This window comes from Vulcanisaeta sp. JCM 16161 (assembly GCF_001316285.1).
In genome coordinates, this window is record NZ_BBDO01000002.1 from 231433 (window position 1) to 249877 (window position 18445).

Sequence of the window (18445 nt, forward strand, 5' to 3'; positions counted from 1 at the left end):
TGTCATATGATAGTAGATAATATAAGTTAAAAATCATTTCTCCTCTTTGCCCAATTCCTTAGAGGTTATTGAGTAATACCTACTTAGTACTGGGCATCCACGACCACCACTAAGGCAGAAATTAATGAATTTACTCCTGCTTACCCTCCAATCCTCAGGCGACATGAGTATACAACGCTCACCATCATACGTCCTCTGATAAAAAAATGCACTTATTCCCACTGCTAGATGACACGGTAATTCACGACGCACTAGCCTTATTTTTATTACTCCGGCCTATTTCTTCTTCAATTCCCTTAAGCAAGTCTCACAACATATGTAATACGTCCTCCTACCCCTCCTATACACGATTAGCACTGTTATTGGACCGCCGCAGTAATCGCACACAAAGCCGACGCTAACCAACTGCCTGCTCACCGGTCTCAGTGCTATATGAAGCCCATCCCTACCTTAGCATTAATGACACCGATTAATTCATCGAAGTCCTAGCCCTTACGACGGTATGTACTTATCATAAAACCAACTTGAAGCACTCACCGAGCCTAGTAATTATAAGCGCCTTCAGTGAATTCTCTGGAGCATCTGCCGTAAATTTAACGCTCTTATTAACTAATGACTTCAATGCCTGTATACAGTTATCCTCGACAGCAGTGAACCTAGTAAGTCTTAATAATAGCATTAAGTTCTAGCTATAAGTATGAGCGTCATTGTGGAGATAGCAGTCGATCCAATCGGGACGGGTACCCCGAGCGTTGGTGATTACGTTAAAATTGCCATAGACGTTATTAAGAGGTCAGGTTATAAATATGAGGTAGGCCCCATGGGAACCTCGGTTGAATTACCGAGCGTTGAGGCATTGGGCAAGTTGCTCCAGGATATCCATGATGCCCTTTATAGGGCTGGTATAAAGAGGATTGTGACCACTGTTAGGATTGATGATAGGAGGGATAAGGCAATAACGATGGCTTATAAGGTTGAGAGGGTTAGTAAGTGATTATGGTTAAGATACGCGTTAAACTTGGCACGGTATTCGACGACCCAGAATTCTTCGAGGTTAAAATGAACTGCACAAAATGTGGTAAGTGCTGCCTAAACACACAAATGGAGCTCCTACCTGAGGACATAGAGAGAATAGTTAGGCTTGGCTATAGGCTCAATGACTTTGCAGTGTTTGATGGCGAGACGTGGAGGTTAAGGAATGTAGATGGCCATTGCGTATTCCTTAATCCACATACCATGGAGTGCACCATTTATGAAAATAGACCAATTGGTTGTAGGCTATACCCACTGGTTTATGATAATGTTGAGGGCCCATATATTGATAGGGAATGCCCAGCGTGGAATACCGTGAATCCCAATGAAATAAATAGACTTGGGAAGTACCTGCCATTATTCATAGCCAGGTCATACCAAACAGATCAATGGGTCAGATTGAGGTACGGCATTCGACGTTAACCATTTTACTTAAATAAATAATGCTTTAATAAACTGTCACTAAAATATCTTTTGATGATATCATCATATTAATTTAGGCATGTTTTTAGATAATGCGACGACTAATCTTATGTAATTCATAGCTTATTTATTAAGTCATTTCAATAATCCTATGGATTTATATTTAACTATTTTTACCATTTAGAGATAAATAACCTACCAGAAGCATTTATAAAGCCCTAGTGTTTTACGGTTCATGAGATAGTATGGCTGAGGTAACTGAATTCATAATACTTGGTAGGGGTGGGCAAGGTGGCGTTACCGCTGCTAGGATACTTGTGTCCGCTGCGCTTAAGGATGGTAAGTGGGGTCAGGCAATTCCTGAGTTTGGTGCTGAGCGCAGGGGCGCCGTTGTTAAGTCATATGCGAGGATCGCTGATAAGCCCGTACCCCTTCACAGTAATGTTAGGAAGGCTGACGTACTTATTGTCCTCGTCTCAAGCGTTTTAGACTGGTAAATGTTGATGACCTTATGAAGAGCAGGGACTCGATAATAATTGTTAATTCAGCATCACCAATAAGGACTGGATATAGGACTTACTACGTTGATGCAACATCAATAAGTGAGAAGCTTGGGCTCGTAATCGCCGGCTGGCACATAGTGAGCACTCCATTGTTGGGCGCGGTTGCTAGGGTGACGGGTGTCGTGAGCCTTAATTCAATAATTGCCTCACTGCCCGAGTTTGTTGGTAGGGAGAATCTGGTTAAATTGAATGCCGAAGCCGTTAAGATGGGTTATGAGTTGGTCAAGGGTGAGTGATATGAGCGCGGCTGAGAAGTTAAGGGGTCTCTTATTATCAACACCAGCCGAGGGCGCTGGCGGTAGGACAGGCACGTGGCGCGTGTATAGGCCCGTGATTAATTACTCCAAGTGCACGAAGTGCGGGATTTGCTGGTTATACTGCCCTGAGAACGTGATTGAGTGGCTTGAGGATAAGAACGTTAGAATTGACTATAATTATTGTAAGGGCTGCGGAATCTGCGCCGATGTTTGCCCTGTCAAGGCTATTGACATGGTTAAGGAGGGGGTGGTGTGAATGAGTAAGCAAATATCCCTCGCAAGGCAGGTTAGGAAGGTCCTGGTCGGGGATCACGCAGTCGCCGAGGCTGTGAAGCTGGCTAGGGTTAATGTTGTCTCGGCATACCCAATAACACCACAGACATTAATCGTCGAGAGGATTAGCGAAATGATCGAGAGAGGCGAATTAAAGGCTGATTATGTGAGAGTCGAGAGTGAGTTCGCCGCGTTAGCTACGGTGTACGGCGCCGCCGCAGGCGGTGCAAGGGCTTTCACCGCAACCTCAAGCCACGGACTCTTCTACATGTATGAGATGCTTTGGTGGGCCGCGGCCTCGAGGGTCCCACTCGTTATGGCTGTGGTTACTAGAGTTGTTGGGCCTCCATGGAATATACATGACGAGCACACAGACCTGCTTGCCATTAGGGATAGTGGTTGGATAATTGGAATGGCTCAAAACGTGCAGGAGGCATTTGACATGACTCTGACGGCATTCAAAATAAGTGAGGATGAAAGGGTATTATTACCCGTCGCAGTAGGCCTTGATGGATTTATCCTAAGCCATACGGCAGAGCCCCTTGACATTCCATCACAGGAGGATGTTGATTCCTGGTTACCACCTAGGAACCCGAGAATTCCATACACCATTGAACCCGGTGGTGAGGCTATTACGATGGGTAATCTGCCTGGCAATGACGTTTACCACGCATTACTTAAGAAGTATATGGATGAGTCTATGGAATCTGCGAAGAAGGTTATTGCGGAGGTTTATGACGAATACGCTAAATTAACGGGCAGGAGGTACGGCCCATTAACCGAGTGCTACAGATGCAGTGATGCTAAGTACCTGGCCGTATCAATGGGTGCATGGAGTGGTGATATAATGAACGCAGTTGATAGACTTAGAGATGAGGGATACCCAATCGGTCTGTTAAGGATGAGGTATATCAGGCCATTTCCTGAGGAGGACATTGCTGGGTGGGTTAATGGCATGAAGGGAATAATCGTGTTTGATAGGGACTATTCAGCGGGTATGGGTGGTGTATTAGCCAGCGAGGTAAGTGGCTTTGTTCCTAGCAACATATCCTTCGAGGGCGTTTTAGCCGGGATTGGAGGATTTGACGTTTCATCGGATGAATTTAAGATGATAATGAGGGAGTTCGTTGATAAGGTTGAACGCGAGGGTTTAGTAAGGATTAGGAAGTACTGGTATATACCTAAGATTGAGAGGTGATGGGCATGGTCACGATGAACGAGCTACATAAGTATGGGAGGACTAAGTTCATAATGCCTGGCACTGCGGCATGTCCAGGCTGCCCATTGCAGGTTGGTATGAGGCAATTAGCGATGGCTCTTGATGGTAAGTTCGTCATGGTGATACCGGCTGGTTGCTCAAGTGTAATACCAGGTTCTGCGCCGTACACGGCATACACGGTACCCGTACTCCACGTACCATTTGCATCAAGCCCAGCCGTGGCAAGCGGCATAGTTAGGGCCGTTAGGCAGAGGGGTAATAATGGACCTGTGGTTGTTTGGGCTGGTGACGGCGCAACCGCAGATATTGGGTTCGCCACATTAAGTGGCGCTGCCTATAGGAATGAGGACATACTCTACATAATGGCTGATAACGAGGCATACATGAACACGGGAATACAGGCTAGCGGCACAACGCCCTGGATGGCTTGGACGACCACGTCACCAAGGGGTAAGACTGAGGATAAGAAGGACGTGGCGTTAATAATGCTCATGCACAAGGTGCCCTACGTAGCCACAGCAAGTATTGCCTACCCCATGGACTTCATCGACAAGGTTAGGAGGGCGATGCAGGTCAAGGGCTTCAAGTTCATACACCTACATGCACCCTGCCCACCCGGTTGGAAGATGGACGATGCATATACGATCAGGCAGCCAGGCTCGCCGTTGAGACGGGCGCTGGATACTCTGGGAGTATAACCAGGGCAAGCTAACGATAAGTCCACCAAGCCTTCCATATAAGGATAAGTCAAGGAGAAAGCCGCTGGAGGAGTATCTAAAGATTCAGGGTAGGTTTGCCCACCTCAAGCCTGAGGATATTAAGATCATGGAGGAGAAAATAGATAGGCAGTGGGACTTGATACTCAGGCTGGCTGAGATTTTCAAATAATCACTTCAAATAAAATTTAATAATTGTGTAAATCCTAGGAACAACAATGAGCTGGAGCTTATTGGATGCATTACGAAATAAACCAGACATTGTTAGGGAGTCACTCAGGAAGAGGAGGATGGACGTTAGTATCGTCGATAAATTCCTCGAATTAGACAGTAAGTGGAGGAGTCTCAAGGCGGAGATTGATGAGTTGAGGCATAGGCATAATGTAATCACTAAGGAGGTTAGTAAGCTGAGCGGTGCTGAGAGGGAGAGGAAGATAATGGAAGCTAAGGAATTACTAAATGAGATTCAGAAGAAGGAGGAAGAGTTAGAAGGCGTTGAGAGGGAGAGGGAGAGGGTTCTTAGATCGATACCAAACCTGGTTCATGAGAGCGTACCCTATAATTGCCCGGAAGGTGTTGACGCAATACCAGTTAGGTTTTATGGAACACCCAAGGTTTGGGTTGGGCATATTAAGGAGTTTAAGGATCAAACAGAGCGTTTTGGCTTCAATGTACCATATGAAACCATTGATTGGAGACCCATTGGCCATGCCGACATGCTTGAGATAGTACTTGGCATGGGTGATACGCTTAAGGCCGGCGAGGTCGCTGGATCCAGGTTTTACTACCTATTTGATGACTTGGTAATGCTTGACATGGCGTTGATAGCTACGCCATCGATTACATGACTAAGAAGGGCTTTAGACTCGTGCTTCCACCATACATGCTAAAGTACGAGGTACTCTCCGAGGTGCTGGATATGGAGACATTTAAGGACATGGTGTACAAGATCGAGAATGAGGACCTATACTTAATAGGCACTGCCGAGCACCCAATAGCCGCTTATCTAAGGCGTACAGAGCTCCTAGAGGATCAACTGCCGCTCCTATTTGTTGGCGTCTCGCCAAGCTTCAGGAGAGAGGCCAGCGCGGGTAATAGGGATATGAAGGGTATATTCAGGGTTCATCAATTCCATAAGGTTGAGCAATTTGTATTCTCACTACCCGAGGAGAGTTGGAAGTGGCATGAGGAGTTGATAAGGAATGCCGAGGAACTGTGGCAAGGCCTTGGTCTACCATACAGAGTCGTACTGCTTTGCGCCATGACATGGGTAGGTGCGCCGCCAAGCAGTATGACCTTGAGGTTTGGATGCCGGCCCAGGGAATGTATAGGGAAATGGTCTCATGCAGTAACTGCACTGACTGGCAGTCGGCTAAGCTCGGTGTCAGGGTTCTTAGGAAGGATATGAGGAGGGAGTTCGTGCATACTCTTAACTCAACAGCCATAGCGAGCACGAGAGCCATAACGGCGATCCTCGAGAATTACCAGGAACCTGATGGTACCGTGGTAATACCCAAGGTCCTGAGGAAGTACCTAGAAATATTTAGTAAGGGGCCAACCGATGCTATTTACCCGAGGAGGAAGGTGAGGAGATGATAAGGGTAATCCAATAATTGAGTGAATTAACGCCGGAGAAGCTCGGCATCACTCCATAAATTATTGAAATAGGTCTTCGCGATATCGATTATGTAGTCCTGCCTCGAGAATAGGCTTATGTAATCCACGCCGTGCTTAATAATGAGGACCACACCACCAACACCAATAAAACCACCGCCAAATAGTTTATCCCTAATCCTAATGTGTATCCTGGGCGGCAGGTCCTTAACATGGTTAATAATGTCACGGGAAACCAACAGCCTCACCTCATTATTACGTGATATATCCTCAACCATGGATAGCACCCTATGGTCAAGCAACTCCATGTATGGAGTTGCAACATCGAGGTTTCCATAACCCATGGACTTCATTATTAATTCCTTAGTACTATCGAGACCCCTAACAACATAGAGAAGCTCGCTTTGGGCGGCTACCCTACCCTTATAGGCCGATTCATACATTAACTGCAATGAATCTATTAATGGCTTTATTGAATTCACATAATCGGAAAACCTCTGGATTAATTTATTAAATATGTCCGTTGGTGACACGGCATAGAATAACTCAGGCCTCTTTTTATCATCGATCTCAACGTAACCCAGCCTATACAGCTTATGAAGTACTGAGTATACCTTAGATGATGGTATGTTGGCCTTCATCGCGACATCTCTTGCGGTTAATGGACCATTCTCCACAAGCGCTATGTATGCCTTTATGTCGTAACTTGTTAATCCTATGAACCTGGCGAGCTCCTGAAGTCTCTTCTCAATGCTCATACTAAGACACTTCTGAGAGTATCAGTTGGTGACAAAGTTTTTAAATAATTAACCCTCAACTACCGTAATGGTTCAGGTCGCGGCTGCAAAGACGGAATTGATCGAGGTACAAAGACCGAGAAAGCCACTTGTGGACCTAAGCAGGTTTAAATTACCCAGCACTACAGGAATGCCCTAGAGAATGAGAGACTCCAGCAGATGTGGAAGAAGCAATTCGGCTTACCGGACCATGTTCGTGTAGTTAAGGTCTCGGTATCCGTGTGCCCCGTCTGCAGTAGGCAGATACCAATGGTTGTCTATGAGGAGGATGGAGCAATATGGCTGAAAAAGACTTGCCCAGAACATGGAACATTCAGGGATTTGTACTGGGGCGATGCCGAACTTTATTACTACTTCCTCCAGTGGGATTCTCCGGAGTATATTGGTAATGGTACTGCGAATCCCAATACAGACCTAGATTACTACGTAATTACCAGTGGTTGTCCGTTCGCTTGTGGATTATGCCCTGTTCACAAGACTAATACCGTACTTGCCATAATTGATGTAACGAATAGATGCAACATGAAGTGCCCAGTATGCTTTGCCAACGCCTATGCCGCCGGCTACGTGTATGAACCAACACTCGAGCAGATAGAGCACATGCTTAGGACGCTCAGGCTCAGAAGCCCTGGGCGCCAAATGCCATCCAATTTAGCGGTGGTGAACCAACATTAAGGAATGACCTGCCTGAGATAATCAAAATGGCGAAGGCGCTCGGCTTTGACCATATCGAGGTAAATACTAATGGTATAAGGCTTGCGAATGATATTGATTACTATAAGAAGCTCCTAGACGCCGGCATGTCAACGATTTATCTGCAGTTCGACACGATAGACCCGAATAACCAGGGAGTATGGAGGCACAGGCTTTATGACCCAAGGGCATACGTAGCTGTCAAGAGAAAGGTCATTGAGAATGCCAGGAAGCTTGGCCATAGGTCTGTGGTTCTCGTGGTCACGATGGCCAGGAACTATAATGATAAGGATATCGGTAAGATAATTGACTTCGCAGTTGAGAATAGGGATGTTGTTAGGTGGATTAATATACAACCAGTTGCCTTTGCGGGTAGGGCTAAGGAGTATAGTCCTGAGGAGATTAGGCAGTTTAGAATCACAATACCTGATGTGATAAATGAAATTGAGGCCCAGACAGGCGGTAGGATAAGTAAGTGGGATTGGAGACCTGTTAATTGGCCTGTGGCCCTTGGTAAATTGGTTGAGGCGATAACGGGTAGTCCAAAGCCAATATTCGGTAATAATCCAGTCTGTGGTGCATCAACGTTTATTTACTATGATGAGGATACCAAGGATATACTACCAATAACAAAGGTTGTTGATGTTGATGGTTTCGAAAAGGCTGTTTGGGATCTACATAGTAAGGCCGTTAGGGGTGGTGTTTGGAGGGGGATAGCCACGGTGGAGACCCTTAAGTTGCTTAGGTACGTTAAGCATAAGGGCTTTAGGAACATACTTGCTAATTTCCTGATAAAGAAGGACTATGAGTCACTGGGGCAGGTAATGTTTAACGTGATTGGCCTCGGAATAATGCACTTCATGGATGTCTTTAACTTTGATGTGCAGAGGGTCCAGAGGTGCGATATACACTACGCCACACCTGACGGTAGGATAATACCCTTCTGCACAATGAATAACTTCCATAGGGATAAGGTTGAGCATAGCTTTAAGATGGACGTGAAGGATTGGTTGAAGATAAAGCTTGCAAGGAACACGGCAGTTTATATATGATTTAATACTTCGTAAAGATTTGTCCGTATTTATTCAACCCACACCTAAGTAATTATTAATAAGTATTCTTTACCCACAAGAAGTGTGAAATCTAGAGGTAGGCTTATCCTGGATTCAATCATAAATTCATCAGATAACCTACTCATAGTAGTACCGCCATTCATAAATTCCCTATTTTCAGCCATGACCATTTTAATGGAACGATTTAATAGGGGCTTATTAACGCACCTAACATTATTAACGTTGGAGTCATTAAATGACTTAAGAAGAGACGTAATAAGTAGGTATAATTCGGTCCTGCTCATTGATCCACCCACAATTATGAGACTTGACGAGCTAGCGCATTCATTCAACGGCAAGAGAGTGCTAGTAATTGGTAGGGAGGGTATTGACTGGATCACTGCCGATGCCTATTTGGAGTTTATGGACTCAATGCCTCAATTAATATGGCAATTGTTAAATAATGAATTAAGCCAGGACTCAATGAAATTCCTGGAGACCGCTATCACCTACGAGTTTTACGTAACACCTGACTATAACACTTCATTATTTAATGGTTGGTTAACAACCGAATTAATTAATTACCCAGCATTACCCGGCATACTCAGATTGCCGCTGAGCACCTCACTCTCACGCGCCTTCTCACCCATAATACCCAACATCACGGGTAATGAGGCTGAGGCTAGGAATCTCATAAAGGCCATTGCCAAGAGATGATGCATCATACAGGGATCTCGGTGAGGACGAGGTAATGACCCTACTTAAGTATATTAGTGATTTTATGCTGAGGGCAGGGTTTAGGGGTGATTACCTCGATAAGTTAGTGCTTATGCATAGGAGGTGGATTAACACGGATGTCGATGTTCTAGAGACAATACTTGCCGTAGAGTCTCAATTGGTGCTTTGGGAGTATGCGGGTGGCTTATTAAACCCAGTACTTAACCCACAAAGTGTTAAGGACATGATGGCACACTTACTAAGTATGTAGCCGTAATCAGCGAGTACGTAAAGCAACTGGATAGGGATAGTATTACGGTGAAGCAGGGCTATCAACCATTAACATTGATTGACAGATTATGCTCAATCATAAACTTCAAAACCGAGACCGGGAGTAAGCCCTTCCTCATTGAGAATGAGCCACAGCAATTAATTTGTGCATTTAATGAGGATATTACAGATGCGGATTTAGTGTTTAAACGCGGTAATTACTCAATAGCCGTGAAGGGGTTAAGGCAATGATGATTAGGGGCAGGGTTATCCTAGAAATTACTGTGAGGAATTATGAGGATTGCCAAGTAATTGCATCGTCATTACTACCCGATGAGAAAGACCTGCCGCAGGGTGTCTCATCAATTATTAAGTGCGTTGATAATAAGTTGGTTTATGAGGTTACATATAATGTTAATGATGATAAGTTATTGAGTGTTTATAATACGATTGATGACTTTATTAGAAATTTAAAAGTCGTGATGGAGTCCCTCAGTGGTTTAGGAAGGTAAAAATATAAAAAGGGTTTTTTTGATCAATGATAAGATCAACGTGTCTGAGCAGAAGCAGGCTAAGACGGGTAAGTGGATGATTAAGAAGTGGTTTACGGTGTATGCGCCTGCGTTATTCAATGGTATAGAGATTGGTGAGGTGCCTGCCAACGAGCCTAACGCGCTTATTGGTAGGACAATAGAGGTAACATTATTTGATATAACAAGGGATCTTAGTCACCTTCATATAAAGTTGAGATTTCAAATAGATAGGGTTGAGGGCGAGAAGACTTATACGAGGTTTAAGGGCATGGAATTAACTAGGGATTATATAAAGAGCTTGATCAGGAGGGGTTCAAGCTTGATTCAATTAATACAGGACATAAATACCACGGATAACGCATTGCTTAGGGTCACAGTACTCGCCATGACACCAACAAGGTGCAAGTCAAGCCAAAAAAAGGGCAATTAGGAAGGAATTTTCTAAGACTTTGAATGAATTTGCGAGTAAGGTTGACTTTAACGGGTTCATAAAAGCCGCGGTATTTGGCGATGTAAGTAATCAATTATTTGCTGTTGGTAAGAAGATATATCCACTGAGGAAGGTTGAGGTTTATAAGATAAAGGTATTGAGGTACCCAACAGGTGGTGAGGTCAAGCCCGTGGGTGAGGAGGTTAAGGTCACAGAAACAACAGCTGAGTCTCAACCCTCCTCCTCGCCTTCCTCGTAATAAGTCCTGCTCAACCTCTCCATCAACTCCCTATACCTACTCTCCCTCCTCCAATTCTGAATCCACCTATACACAGTGGCGTGTTGCCTACCTCGGATGAGCATCTCTATGGCCTCTCTGGCAACCTTAACGTTCTCATAAAGACCGAGAATCGCTATGTACTTATCACCAATCACTATGTTCGTATCCGTTAACTCCTGGAGAACCCTCTTAGCCCTACCATCCTCACCAATTATCCTAGCCTTGATCCTACTGATGTGGTTGGACTTATCCTTATTATTAATGTAGTCCCTCAAATCAATTATCTCAAGGGTATAATCATCGCTCCTTAGGTTTTGAGCGTCATTATAGTCAAAGCCGTATGAAATGGCCTCAATGATATTCTTAGCTTCATTAACTGATCAAAGTTTGTATTAACGCCTGGGATTATCGTGACCTCACCTTTATCATTATCAACCATTACCTTAACGCCAAATTCCTCCTCGATTGCCTTTACCGAATCGCTGATTGCCTTCAACCTATTCTTCTCAACCACGAGCTTGAAGCCTCCCTTCATGTAGTCACTTATCATGTTCCCATTTACATAGTCTCCTCGGATTAAAAATCTTGCTTTCTCCGTGAATTTGTAAATTATTAATAATTATAATTATTACTATGGTAGGAAAATTTTAAATATACTACCTATCATAACTGAGTAGTATGGGTTTACCCAGTTTACCCAGTTCACTTCCAACAATAAACCTATGTAGTAAGGGCAGGGTCTTAGTTAGGGTTGACATGAACGTCCCAATAAATAGGGACTCCGGCGAAATACTTGATGAGTATAGGATTGAGGCTCACTCAAGGACTATTAAGCACCTAGTTGATTCAGGTTTGCCCGTCGTCGTAGTGACGCATCAGGGTAGGCCCGGAGATCCAGAGTTTGTGTCCCTTGAAATGCACGCTAAGGTACTAAGTAAGTACCTGGGCATGGAGGTGCATTTCGTAGATGATGTAATGGGGCCCAAGGCACGTGAGGAAATAAGTAGGTTAAGGCCCGGCGAGGTATTAATGCTCGATAACCTCAGGTTCATTAGTGAAGAGGTTATTGAGGGGGAGCCGCAGAAACTTGCGAATACGTACCTAGTGAGGAGGTTGGCGCCATTATTTAATTACTTCATTCTTGACGCGTTCGCCACGGCGCATAGGTCACAGCCAAGTATTGTTGGTTTTCCATACGTACTACCAAGCTGTATGGGGCTTATCATGGAGAGCGAGGTCAATGCATTGGGTAAGGTATTAAGTACGAGGGGCGTATCCACGGTATTAATCGCGGGCGGCGCAAAGGTTCCCGAAACCGTTAAGGCCATTAAGGCATTGCTTAGTAAAAACCTGGTTAGTAAGGTGTTGGTCGGCGGTCTGGTTGGTCAATTGTTCCTTGCCCTGAGACATGGTAATAATAAGTTGCTTAGCAATGTTAAGGTTGACCAGGGCACGGTTAATGACGCTATGGATATCATGAAGCTATTTAATGATAAGGTGGTGCTTCCAGTCGATTCTGTTCAGCCAGATGGTAAGGTCGTCGAACCAAGCAATGCGCAGTCAATGCTCGATATAGGTCCTGGGACCATTGACTTATTTAGTAAGTACGTTGCGACAGCCGATATCGCAATAATGACAGGACCGCTCGGCCTGGTTGAAGTTGATCAATTTGCGGTGGGTACTAGGGATGTTATGAGGCTATGGTTGATAATGCACAATTCACGGTAATTGGCGGTGGTCATACGATAATGTCCGCCAGGAAGTTCGGGTTAATAAATAGAATAAGCCACGTGTCCACTGGTGGTAGGGCATTCATCCAGTTCTTGGCAGACCCATACCTACCCGGTATTAAGGCCCTCGAGCTTTCCAAATCTAGGTTCTGGGTGTGAGCCATGACTGTGAGGATTGGCATAATGGGTTATGGAACGATTGGTAAGAGGGTTGCTGATGCAGTAATGAGGATGGATGACATGGAGCTGATTGGCGTAATTAAGCAAACACCTGATTACGAGGGTGAGGTCGCCATAAGTAAGGGCATTAAGTTATACACCTATGAGGATAGAATCAGCAAGTTTGAAAAGGCTGGAATTAAGGTTGCGGGGACTGTCAACGACCTTATAAAAGATGTAGACGTAATCATCGACGCCACACCAGATGGTGTTGGCGCTGAGAATAGGTCAAGGATCTATGAACCATCGGGGCTAAGGGCCATATTTCAGGGAGGTGAGGAAGCGAGGTTGCCGAAGTGAGTTTTAACGCGCTTGCTAATTACGACATGGCCATTGGCAAGAGGTTTGTGAGGGTCGTTAGTTGCAACACGACCGCACTCTCGAGACTAATAAGCGCCTTTTTAATCCATGGTTATAAAATAAGGAGGGTCAGGGCATACCTAGTAAGGAGGGGTGCAGATCCCAGGGAGTTTAAGAAGGGGCCCATCAACGACGTAGTATTCAACCCAGCAACCGTGCCCAGTCATCATGGACCTGATGTACAGACGGTAATACCCACTATCGATATCATCACCATGGCGGTAGCCGTACCCACAACCATGATGCACCTACACATGGTCAACATAGAGTTTGACGGGCAGGTAAGTAGGGGCGAGGTTATGAAGGTTCTTGAGGAGACCCCTAGGATACTATTGTTTAGCTCATCATCGAGAAAGTTCGAGTCACTTGCACAAATAATTGAGTGGGCTAGGGATGTGGGTAGGCTTAGGGGCGATGTTATGGAGAACGCGGTAATCGAGGACTCAATAACGGTGTTCCAGAACGAGTTATTCCTTATGCAGGGTGTTCACCAGGAAAGTATTGTAGTTCCCGAGAACATAGATGCCGTAAGGGCCATGTTTAAACTCTCCAGTAAGTGGGACTCTATTAGGAAGACTGATTTGGCGCTTAATCTCGTAACCACAGGTAAGAATTACAACCTTTCTTAATCACAGATTCAAAGCTTTTAAGCCCGAATAATCCCCGTACTTGTATGGACATAGACATACTGAGTCGATTATCAACGGAGATAGGCCCCTCGGGCTTCGAGGATAGGGTAAGGAGAGTTATTAGGGACTTCATAAGCGATTATGTAGATGAGGTCACTACTGATAATATGGGAAACCTAATTGCTAGGGTTGGTAATGGCCCATTCAAAGTCCTGATCAGTGCCCATATGGATGAGGTTGGCGTTATGGTTTCCCACATAGACCAAAGGGGCTTTCTAAGAATAATACCTATTGGTGGTCTAGACCCATGGACACTCCTTGATAAGGAGTTAGTGTTTATGGGTAAAAATGGCGATGTTGTTGGTATTGTTGGTGTTGACCCACCGCATTTACGTAAGGAGAAGCCTCCATCAAAGTTTGAGGAGCTGTATGTTGATGCAGGCTTTAGTAGTAAGGATGAGGCCTTAAAGAATGGTATAATGCCTGGCGTTCCAGGCACGTTCGTGGGTAATTTTAGGCTGAGGGGTTCCGTGGCTATTGGTAAGGCATTTGATAATAGGGTTGGTTGTACGGTTTTAATAGACGTAATTAAGGACATTAGGAATAAGGTTGATGGCGATGTATCGTTGTACTTCTCATGGAATACTCAGGAGGAGGTCGGTCTTAGGGGTATCAATGCCGTCGTTCACCAGGTCAACCCTCACATGGCATTTATTGTGGAGACTACGGTTGCTGCCGATGTACCAACAAGCAGTGAGGATGTTTGGATAACGAGGATCGGCGGTGGTGCTGCGTTGAGGGCGTATGATAGGTCCATGATAGCTAACCCTAGATTATTGTCTGTGGCTATGGAACTCGCTGAGAGTAGTAATGTTAGGTATCAGGTTCAGGTTAACCCGTATGGCGGTACGGATGCCGGTGTGGTGCATACTTACGGCACTGGTGTACCATCACTAGTAATATCAACTCCCGCAAGGTACATCCACTCACCAGCCTCGCTAATTAGTATAAATGATGTGGAGCAGGTTGAAAATTTATTGAGAATTCTATTGCTAAATCTTAACCTAGTTAGGAACAAGGCCCTAATGAGTGGGAAGTGATGGAGACCAAGAGGGTAATGACCTTGATTGGTAGGGAACAGGCTGTTGTTGGTAAGACTTTCAGGCTATATTCAATTCCAAATGAATGCAGGCAATGTAAATTATTCAACATATGCGTGGCTAGCTTAAGCCAGGTAGGGTTTATAGAATTGTTGAGGTTAGGCATGTTGGCTTGCCACAGCCAAATAAGTGCCTTTTAACGGGTGAGGATATGGTCCCAATAATTGCTGAAGAACTCCCAATAATTATCCCAATACCAACCAAGTTGTTCATAGAGGGGGTCGTTGTTACATATACGAAGTCGTTAATTACGTGTAATGACGCTAAGAGGTACCTGCCCAGCGATAATGTGCTCAAGGATGGTACTAAGGTGAAGATTGTGAGGGAGACTGGGCGAATTAGGTGTGATAATGAGGGTTACGTGCTCGCTGAGGTAATACCGCTTGATTAAGTCTCATTATGCGAGCATTGAGAATGCCTCAGGCGTGTAGGTGAAGTCCTGCGGTAGCTTACCAACACGCTTATAGTACTTAATTAACCTATGTATCTTAGACTCGACCAGGTTTAAGCCCCTCCTAGCGCTCAGGTCCTTTGGATGCTCCTCAAGGTGCTTCCTAATCTTTATAGCCCTCCTAATTAGGTTCATTAGGTCCTCAGGTATTTGTGGTGCCAATCCGTGTTCCTGCAACACCTCGGTGATGCTCTTACCAAGTATTGGCTTAACCAGCGGTATTCCATATTGATCCCTAAGTATTATGCCTATCATCGATGGTGAGAAACCCCTCTTGGCCAGTTCAACGACTAATTGCTCAACCTCCTCCTGCGTGTATGAAACCCATGAAGGCGTTACCTTAGACACAGGCCTTGTACTTCCACTCTTACCTCGCTTATGCCTGCTACGGTGAGGCACGCCTAACGATACACAGAGAAGTTTTAAAGCTTATTTATTCGTGAGAGTAATTGGGCAATCACCTAACGGCATACCTAACCATCCTCCTTATCCTATTAACCATTGACTTAACCCTATCCGTTAATTCAGGCCCCATGGCACTCCTATACCCATTAAGGAACTCTGTGAATAGGAAATTACTTTGGTCCTTATGTAATGCCTCAAATGACCTCAGGGTTACGTTAAGGTCAAGGGCCAACTTATATAGCATCCTAATGTCCTGCGCATTAGGCGGTCTACCGAGGATTTCCGATAGTCCAAAGTCTATGAGGTATAGCTTATCATCGACTACTAATGCATTGGCCGGTGTTGGATCGCCATGCACAATCCCACCCCTATGCAGTATACCTACGTAATTACCCATTATTCTTACGTAATTAATGACCTTATCATTAAGCCCCTCATTACTCATTAAGAACTTAACCAACGGCACTCCATTTAGGTACTCCATCCTAATCCTCATGTTGACCAGGTCAACATCGTATATCCTGGGCACGGGTATGCCCAACTCCCTAGCCTTAGCATGGCCCTTGCCTCATTAATGGTTCTCAATCTACGAATATAATTATCAAACTCAGCCCTTCTATAGCCCTTCGGTACCCTCTCCTTAACGAGCACGGTCATCCCAAGCCAATCCTCTAGGTAAAGCACGGCCTCCGCACCAATTGCTATTGGCTTACGACTCACTAAATTAGGGATTAATTTAAGTTGAAAATTTTTACTTTAGGAAGCCTTAACCTCCTCCGGCTTTATTAATGAGGCCTTAACAATCTCGGATATGTCCAGTATTCTAACCCTATCCTCAACACCCTTCACCCTAGCAGCATCGGTAAGCATGGCATTGCAAAATGGGCATAGTGTGACTATCGTTTGAGCATTCGTCTCCATTAACTGCTCAAGCCTTATATGGCTAATCCTCTTCTTCTCAGGCACATCATACCAATAATTAGCGCCACCAGCGCCACAGCAGAATGTTTGAGCGCCATGTTTCTTAGCCTCCTTTAAGTTACCAATCTTATTAACAATGACCCTTTGAGGCTTAGTGATATTATTATACCTGGCTAGGTAGCATGGGTCGTGTATCGTAAAGACTGTGTTATTCCGACCAACGTTTATTTTGCCATCATTTATTAACTGCTCAAGGAACTCCGAGTGATGAATCACCTTCACATTGCCCATCCAAGGATCAATCTTTGGATAGTCGTTCTTAAAGACGTTATAGCCGTGAGGACATATTGTTATTATATTCTTAACGCCGTACTTCTTAAATAACTCAATGTTATTAAGTGCCAATTCCTGAAACCTACCTTCCTCACCAAGTCTTCTCGCTGGATCTCCACAGCACGTCTCCTCATCACCAAGTATTGCAATCTTATCTAGGAGTCCTGCAACCTTCAGTATTTCTATTAATGACGTGATTATTTCCCTAGCCCTATTATCAAAACTACCCATGCAACCAACCCAGAGCAGGTACTCAAAGCTTGGATTCTCTTGAACAGTCTTAACGCCAAGTTCCTTAAGCCAGTCGTGCCTACCGTAATTGGGCATACCCATTGAGTTATTGTATTGGGATAAGTTCAGGAGTAAGTTAGACTTCTTCTGGTCAAGCTTTCCCAATTCAACGAGCTTCCTCCTAAGATCCATTATTATGTCTATATGCCTAACACCGACTGGGCAGCTGTACGTACATGCACCGCAGGTTGTGCATGCCCATAGTTCATCCTCATTTATGACCTTAAAGGCATCAGCTTCAAGCCCTGCGGAATTCCTCAGCAATGCAAGCTTCCTAACGAGCACCCTTGGCGATAAGGCCTGCCAGCCGCAACCGCGGGACATGCTTCTTCACAAGCTCCAATTTCAACGCATGAACTAAAGCTGTGAATTTCATAGTCCTCAAATTCACTCAACTTCTCAACACCCATCTTAACCTGGCTTGCATCGACCTTACCATTAATCACATCCTTAATATTAAACGGCATACGTATATTGGGCAGACCCCTATCAAAGTCCATGAATAAATTAACCTCAGGTCTTGCATAGAATAGCACAATAAGTAAATAGTCGGCTATTGTTATTGCTAGCTTAACGTCAATATAGAATAATGATGGCAATATTGTCAATACGAGGGTTGACGTAGTTAGCAATATTATGGCCATGAGAATTCCCTGGAGCGTCAGTGATTTACCTCTGAAATCCTGGGACACTCCCAGGAAGTTATGTACGTTAATTGCCCGAATAAAAACCTGCACCCTCCATGCAAATGCCGCCAGTAATCCTGCAATGAATGGTACGGCTATGGCGAACATCACGTAATGCGCAATGACATACCTGTAAATCCATGGGTAGAGAAGTGTATAAAGCATTGATAAAGAAACACCACCTAATATTGAGAAGTGAAGCGCATCAACATAACTTCTCCTTATACCATTAATTTCGTACTTAACGAAGTTTATTAAGCGATCTATGGATAATCGCATCTTACTTATCCTAACCTCATAATATAGTCTAACTATTAATGCTATTATTAATGCCAAATCTACCGTATATAGCGAATAAAGTAGGCGAATTAGGGCAATTTGATCCATAAAT

General features: G+C 44.5%; 19 protein-coding genes and 8 pseudogenes. 18 read left to right on the forward strand and 9 right to left on the reverse strand.

All coding sequences use genetic code 11. The features are described 5' to 3' along the window. Positions 1-276: 276 nt before the first annotated feature. Positions 277-417 carry a TRASH domain-containing protein gene (locus JCM16161_RS14950; protein ID WP_243669070.1) on the reverse strand — a complete coding sequence of 47 codons (141 nt, stop codon included), beginning with the start codon at positions 415-417 and terminating at the stop codon, positions 277-279. A 280-nt stretch (positions 418-697) separates the two neighbouring features. On the opposite strand from JCM16161_RS14950, the gene JCM16161_RS03680 reads away from it, so the two are divergent. The 8 genes and pseudogenes from JCM16161_RS03680 to JCM16161_RS14960 all read left to right on the forward strand — a co-directional run bounded on the left by JCM16161_RS03680 (position 698) and on the right by JCM16161_RS14960 (position 6079). Continuing rightward, positions 698-994: an MTH1187 family thiamine-binding protein gene (locus JCM16161_RS03680; RefSeq protein ID WP_054855025.1), complete on the forward strand. Its 297-nt coding sequence runs from the start codon at positions 698-700 to the stop codon at positions 992-994. Positions 995-996: 2 nt separating this feature from the next. Then, on the forward strand, positions 997-1455 hold the full coding sequence (locus tag JCM16161_RS03685) for a YkgJ family cysteine cluster protein (RefSeq protein ID WP_054855026.1): 459 nt from the start codon (positions 997-999) through the stop codon (positions 1453-1455). Between the two features lie 245 nt (positions 1456-1700). Continuing rightward, positions 1701-2254, forward strand: a pseudogene (locus JCM16161_RS03690) (2-oxoacid:acceptor oxidoreductase family protein). A 1-nt stretch (position 2255) separates the two neighbouring features. Next, positions 2256-2531, forward strand: coding sequence for a 4Fe-4S binding protein (locus JCM16161_RS03695; protein WP_054855057.1), 276 nt, complete (start codon positions 2256-2258; stop codon positions 2529-2531). Continuing rightward, entirely contained in the window at positions 2532-3746 is a 1215-nt protein-coding gene (locus JCM16161_RS03700; protein WP_054855027.1) for a pyruvate ferredoxin oxidoreductase, read from the forward strand. Positions 3747-3751: 5 nt separating this feature from the next. Then, positions 3752-4655, forward strand: a pseudogene (locus JCM16161_RS03705) (3-methyl-2-oxobutanoate dehydrogenase subunit beta). Between the two features lie 46 nt (positions 4656-4701). Next, a complete protein-coding gene (locus JCM16161_RS14955; RefSeq protein WP_243669072.1) occupies positions 4702-5331 on the forward strand; it encodes a hypothetical protein in 630 nt (209 codons plus the stop codon). 89 nt (positions 5332-5420) lie between these two features. Next, positions 5421-6079: pseudogene (locus tag JCM16161_RS14960) on the forward strand (hypothetical protein). Between the two features lie 26 nt (positions 6080-6105). Here the strand turns inward: JCM16161_RS14960 and JCM16161_RS03715 are convergent. After that, complete coding sequence (locus tag JCM16161_RS03715) at positions 6106-6855, reverse strand: TrmB family transcriptional regulator (protein WP_054855028.1); 750 nt, start codon at positions 6853-6855, stop codon at positions 6106-6108. Positions 6856-6922: 67 nt separating this feature from the next. Between JCM16161_RS03715 and JCM16161_RS03720 the strand changes: the two are divergent. The 6 genes and pseudogenes from JCM16161_RS03720 to JCM16161_RS03735 all read left to right on the forward strand — a co-directional run bounded on the left by JCM16161_RS03720 (position 6923) and on the right by JCM16161_RS03735 (position 10848). Continuing rightward, positions 6923-8639 (forward strand): annotated as a pseudogene (locus JCM16161_RS03720) (radical SAM protein). A gap of 84 nt (positions 8640-8723) precedes the next feature. Then, positions 8724-9356: a hypothetical protein gene (locus tag JCM16161_RS14965; RefSeq protein WP_243669075.1), complete on the forward strand. Its 633-nt coding sequence runs from the start codon at positions 8724-8726 to the stop codon at positions 9354-9356. After that, on the forward strand, positions 9343-9627 hold the full coding sequence (locus JCM16161_RS14970; protein WP_243669077.1) for a hypothetical protein: 285 nt from the start codon (positions 9343-9345) through the stop codon (positions 9625-9627). Before JCM16161_RS14965 ends, JCM16161_RS14970 begins: the two co-directional genes overlap by 14 nt. A 47-nt stretch (positions 9628-9674) precedes the next feature. Next, a complete protein-coding gene (locus JCM16161_RS14975) occupies positions 9675-9878 on the forward strand; it encodes a hypothetical protein (RefSeq protein ID WP_243669079.1) in 204 nt (67 codons plus the stop codon). Next, positions 9875-10138: a CTAG/PCC1 family protein gene (locus JCM16161_RS03730; RefSeq protein WP_054855029.1), complete on the forward strand. Its 264-nt coding sequence runs from the start codon at positions 9875-9877 to the stop codon at positions 10136-10138. The genes JCM16161_RS14975 and JCM16161_RS03730 overlap by 4 nt, the downstream gene beginning before the upstream one ends. A gap of 76 nt (positions 10139-10214) precedes the next feature. Continuing rightward, positions 10215-10848 (forward strand): annotated as a pseudogene (locus JCM16161_RS03735) (30S ribosomal protein S3ae). Here JCM16161_RS03735 and JCM16161_RS03740 read toward each other — a convergent pair. Together JCM16161_RS03740 and JCM16161_RS14980 are read right to left on the reverse strand one after the other, a co-directional pair. Continuing rightward, positions 10821-11216: a hypothetical protein gene (locus JCM16161_RS03740; protein WP_243669171.1), complete on the reverse strand. Its 396-nt coding sequence runs from the start codon at positions 11214-11216 to the stop codon at positions 10821-10823. The pseudogene JCM16161_RS03735 and the gene JCM16161_RS03740 sit on opposite strands and share 28 nt — an antisense overlap. Further along, positions 11177-11419, reverse strand: coding sequence for a hypothetical protein (locus tag JCM16161_RS14980; protein ID WP_243669081.1), 243 nt, complete (start codon positions 11417-11419; stop codon positions 11177-11179). Before JCM16161_RS14980 ends, JCM16161_RS03740 begins: the two co-directional genes overlap by 40 nt. A gap of 206 nt (positions 11420-11625) precedes the next feature. Between JCM16161_RS14980 and pgk the strand changes: the two are divergent. The 4 genes and pseudogenes from pgk to JCM16161_RS03760 all read left to right on the forward strand — a co-directional run bounded on the left by pgk (position 11626) and on the right by JCM16161_RS03760 (position 15358). Next, positions 11626-12758 (forward strand): annotated as a pseudogene (pgk, locus tag JCM16161_RS03745) (phosphoglycerate kinase). A 3-nt stretch (positions 12759-12761) separates the two neighbouring features. Beyond that, a pseudogene (locus tag JCM16161_RS03750) lies at positions 12762-13807 on the forward strand (type II glyceraldehyde-3-phosphate dehydrogenase). A gap of 44 nt (positions 13808-13851) precedes the next feature. Continuing rightward, the gene (locus JCM16161_RS03755) at positions 13852-14907 is read left to right on the forward strand and encodes a M42 family metallopeptidase (RefSeq protein ID WP_054855030.1); all 1056 of its coding nucleotides are present in this window, start codon (positions 13852-13854) and stop codon (positions 14905-14907) included. A 17-nt stretch (positions 14908-14924) separates the two neighbouring features. After that, a pseudogene (locus JCM16161_RS03760) lies at positions 14925-15358 on the forward strand (UPF0179 family protein). Between the two features lie 6 nt (positions 15359-15364). On the opposite strand, the gene JCM16161_RS03765 reads toward JCM16161_RS03760, so the two are convergent. From JCM16161_RS03765 to JCM16161_RS14995, 5 genes are all read right to left on the reverse strand, one after another. Continuing rightward, positions 15365-15766 (reverse strand): 30S ribosomal protein S15, encoded by a 402-nt coding sequence (locus tag JCM16161_RS03765; protein WP_243669084.1) that lies wholly within the window; start codon positions 15764-15766, stop codon positions 15365-15367. Positions 15767-15875: 109 nt separating this feature from the next. After that, a complete protein-coding gene (locus JCM16161_RS03770) occupies positions 15876-16352 on the reverse strand; it encodes a Kae1-associated serine/threonine protein kinase (RefSeq protein WP_243669085.1) in 477 nt (158 codons plus the stop codon). Next, on the reverse strand, positions 16316-16543 hold the full coding sequence (locus JCM16161_RS14985; protein WP_243669087.1) for a hypothetical protein: 228 nt from the start codon (positions 16541-16543) through the stop codon (positions 16316-16318). The genes JCM16161_RS03770 and JCM16161_RS14985 overlap by 37 nt, the downstream gene beginning before the upstream one ends. 36 nt (positions 16544-16579) lie before the next feature. After that, entirely contained in the window at positions 16580-17692 is a 1113-nt protein-coding gene (locus JCM16161_RS14990; RefSeq protein ID WP_243669089.1) for a (Fe-S)-binding protein, read from the reverse strand. Further along, entirely contained in the window at positions 17626-18441 is an 816-nt protein-coding gene (locus JCM16161_RS14995; RefSeq protein WP_243669091.1) for a hypothetical protein, read from the reverse strand. The genes JCM16161_RS14990 and JCM16161_RS14995 overlap by 67 nt, the downstream gene beginning before the upstream one ends. Positions 18442-18445: the final 4 nt, after the last annotated feature.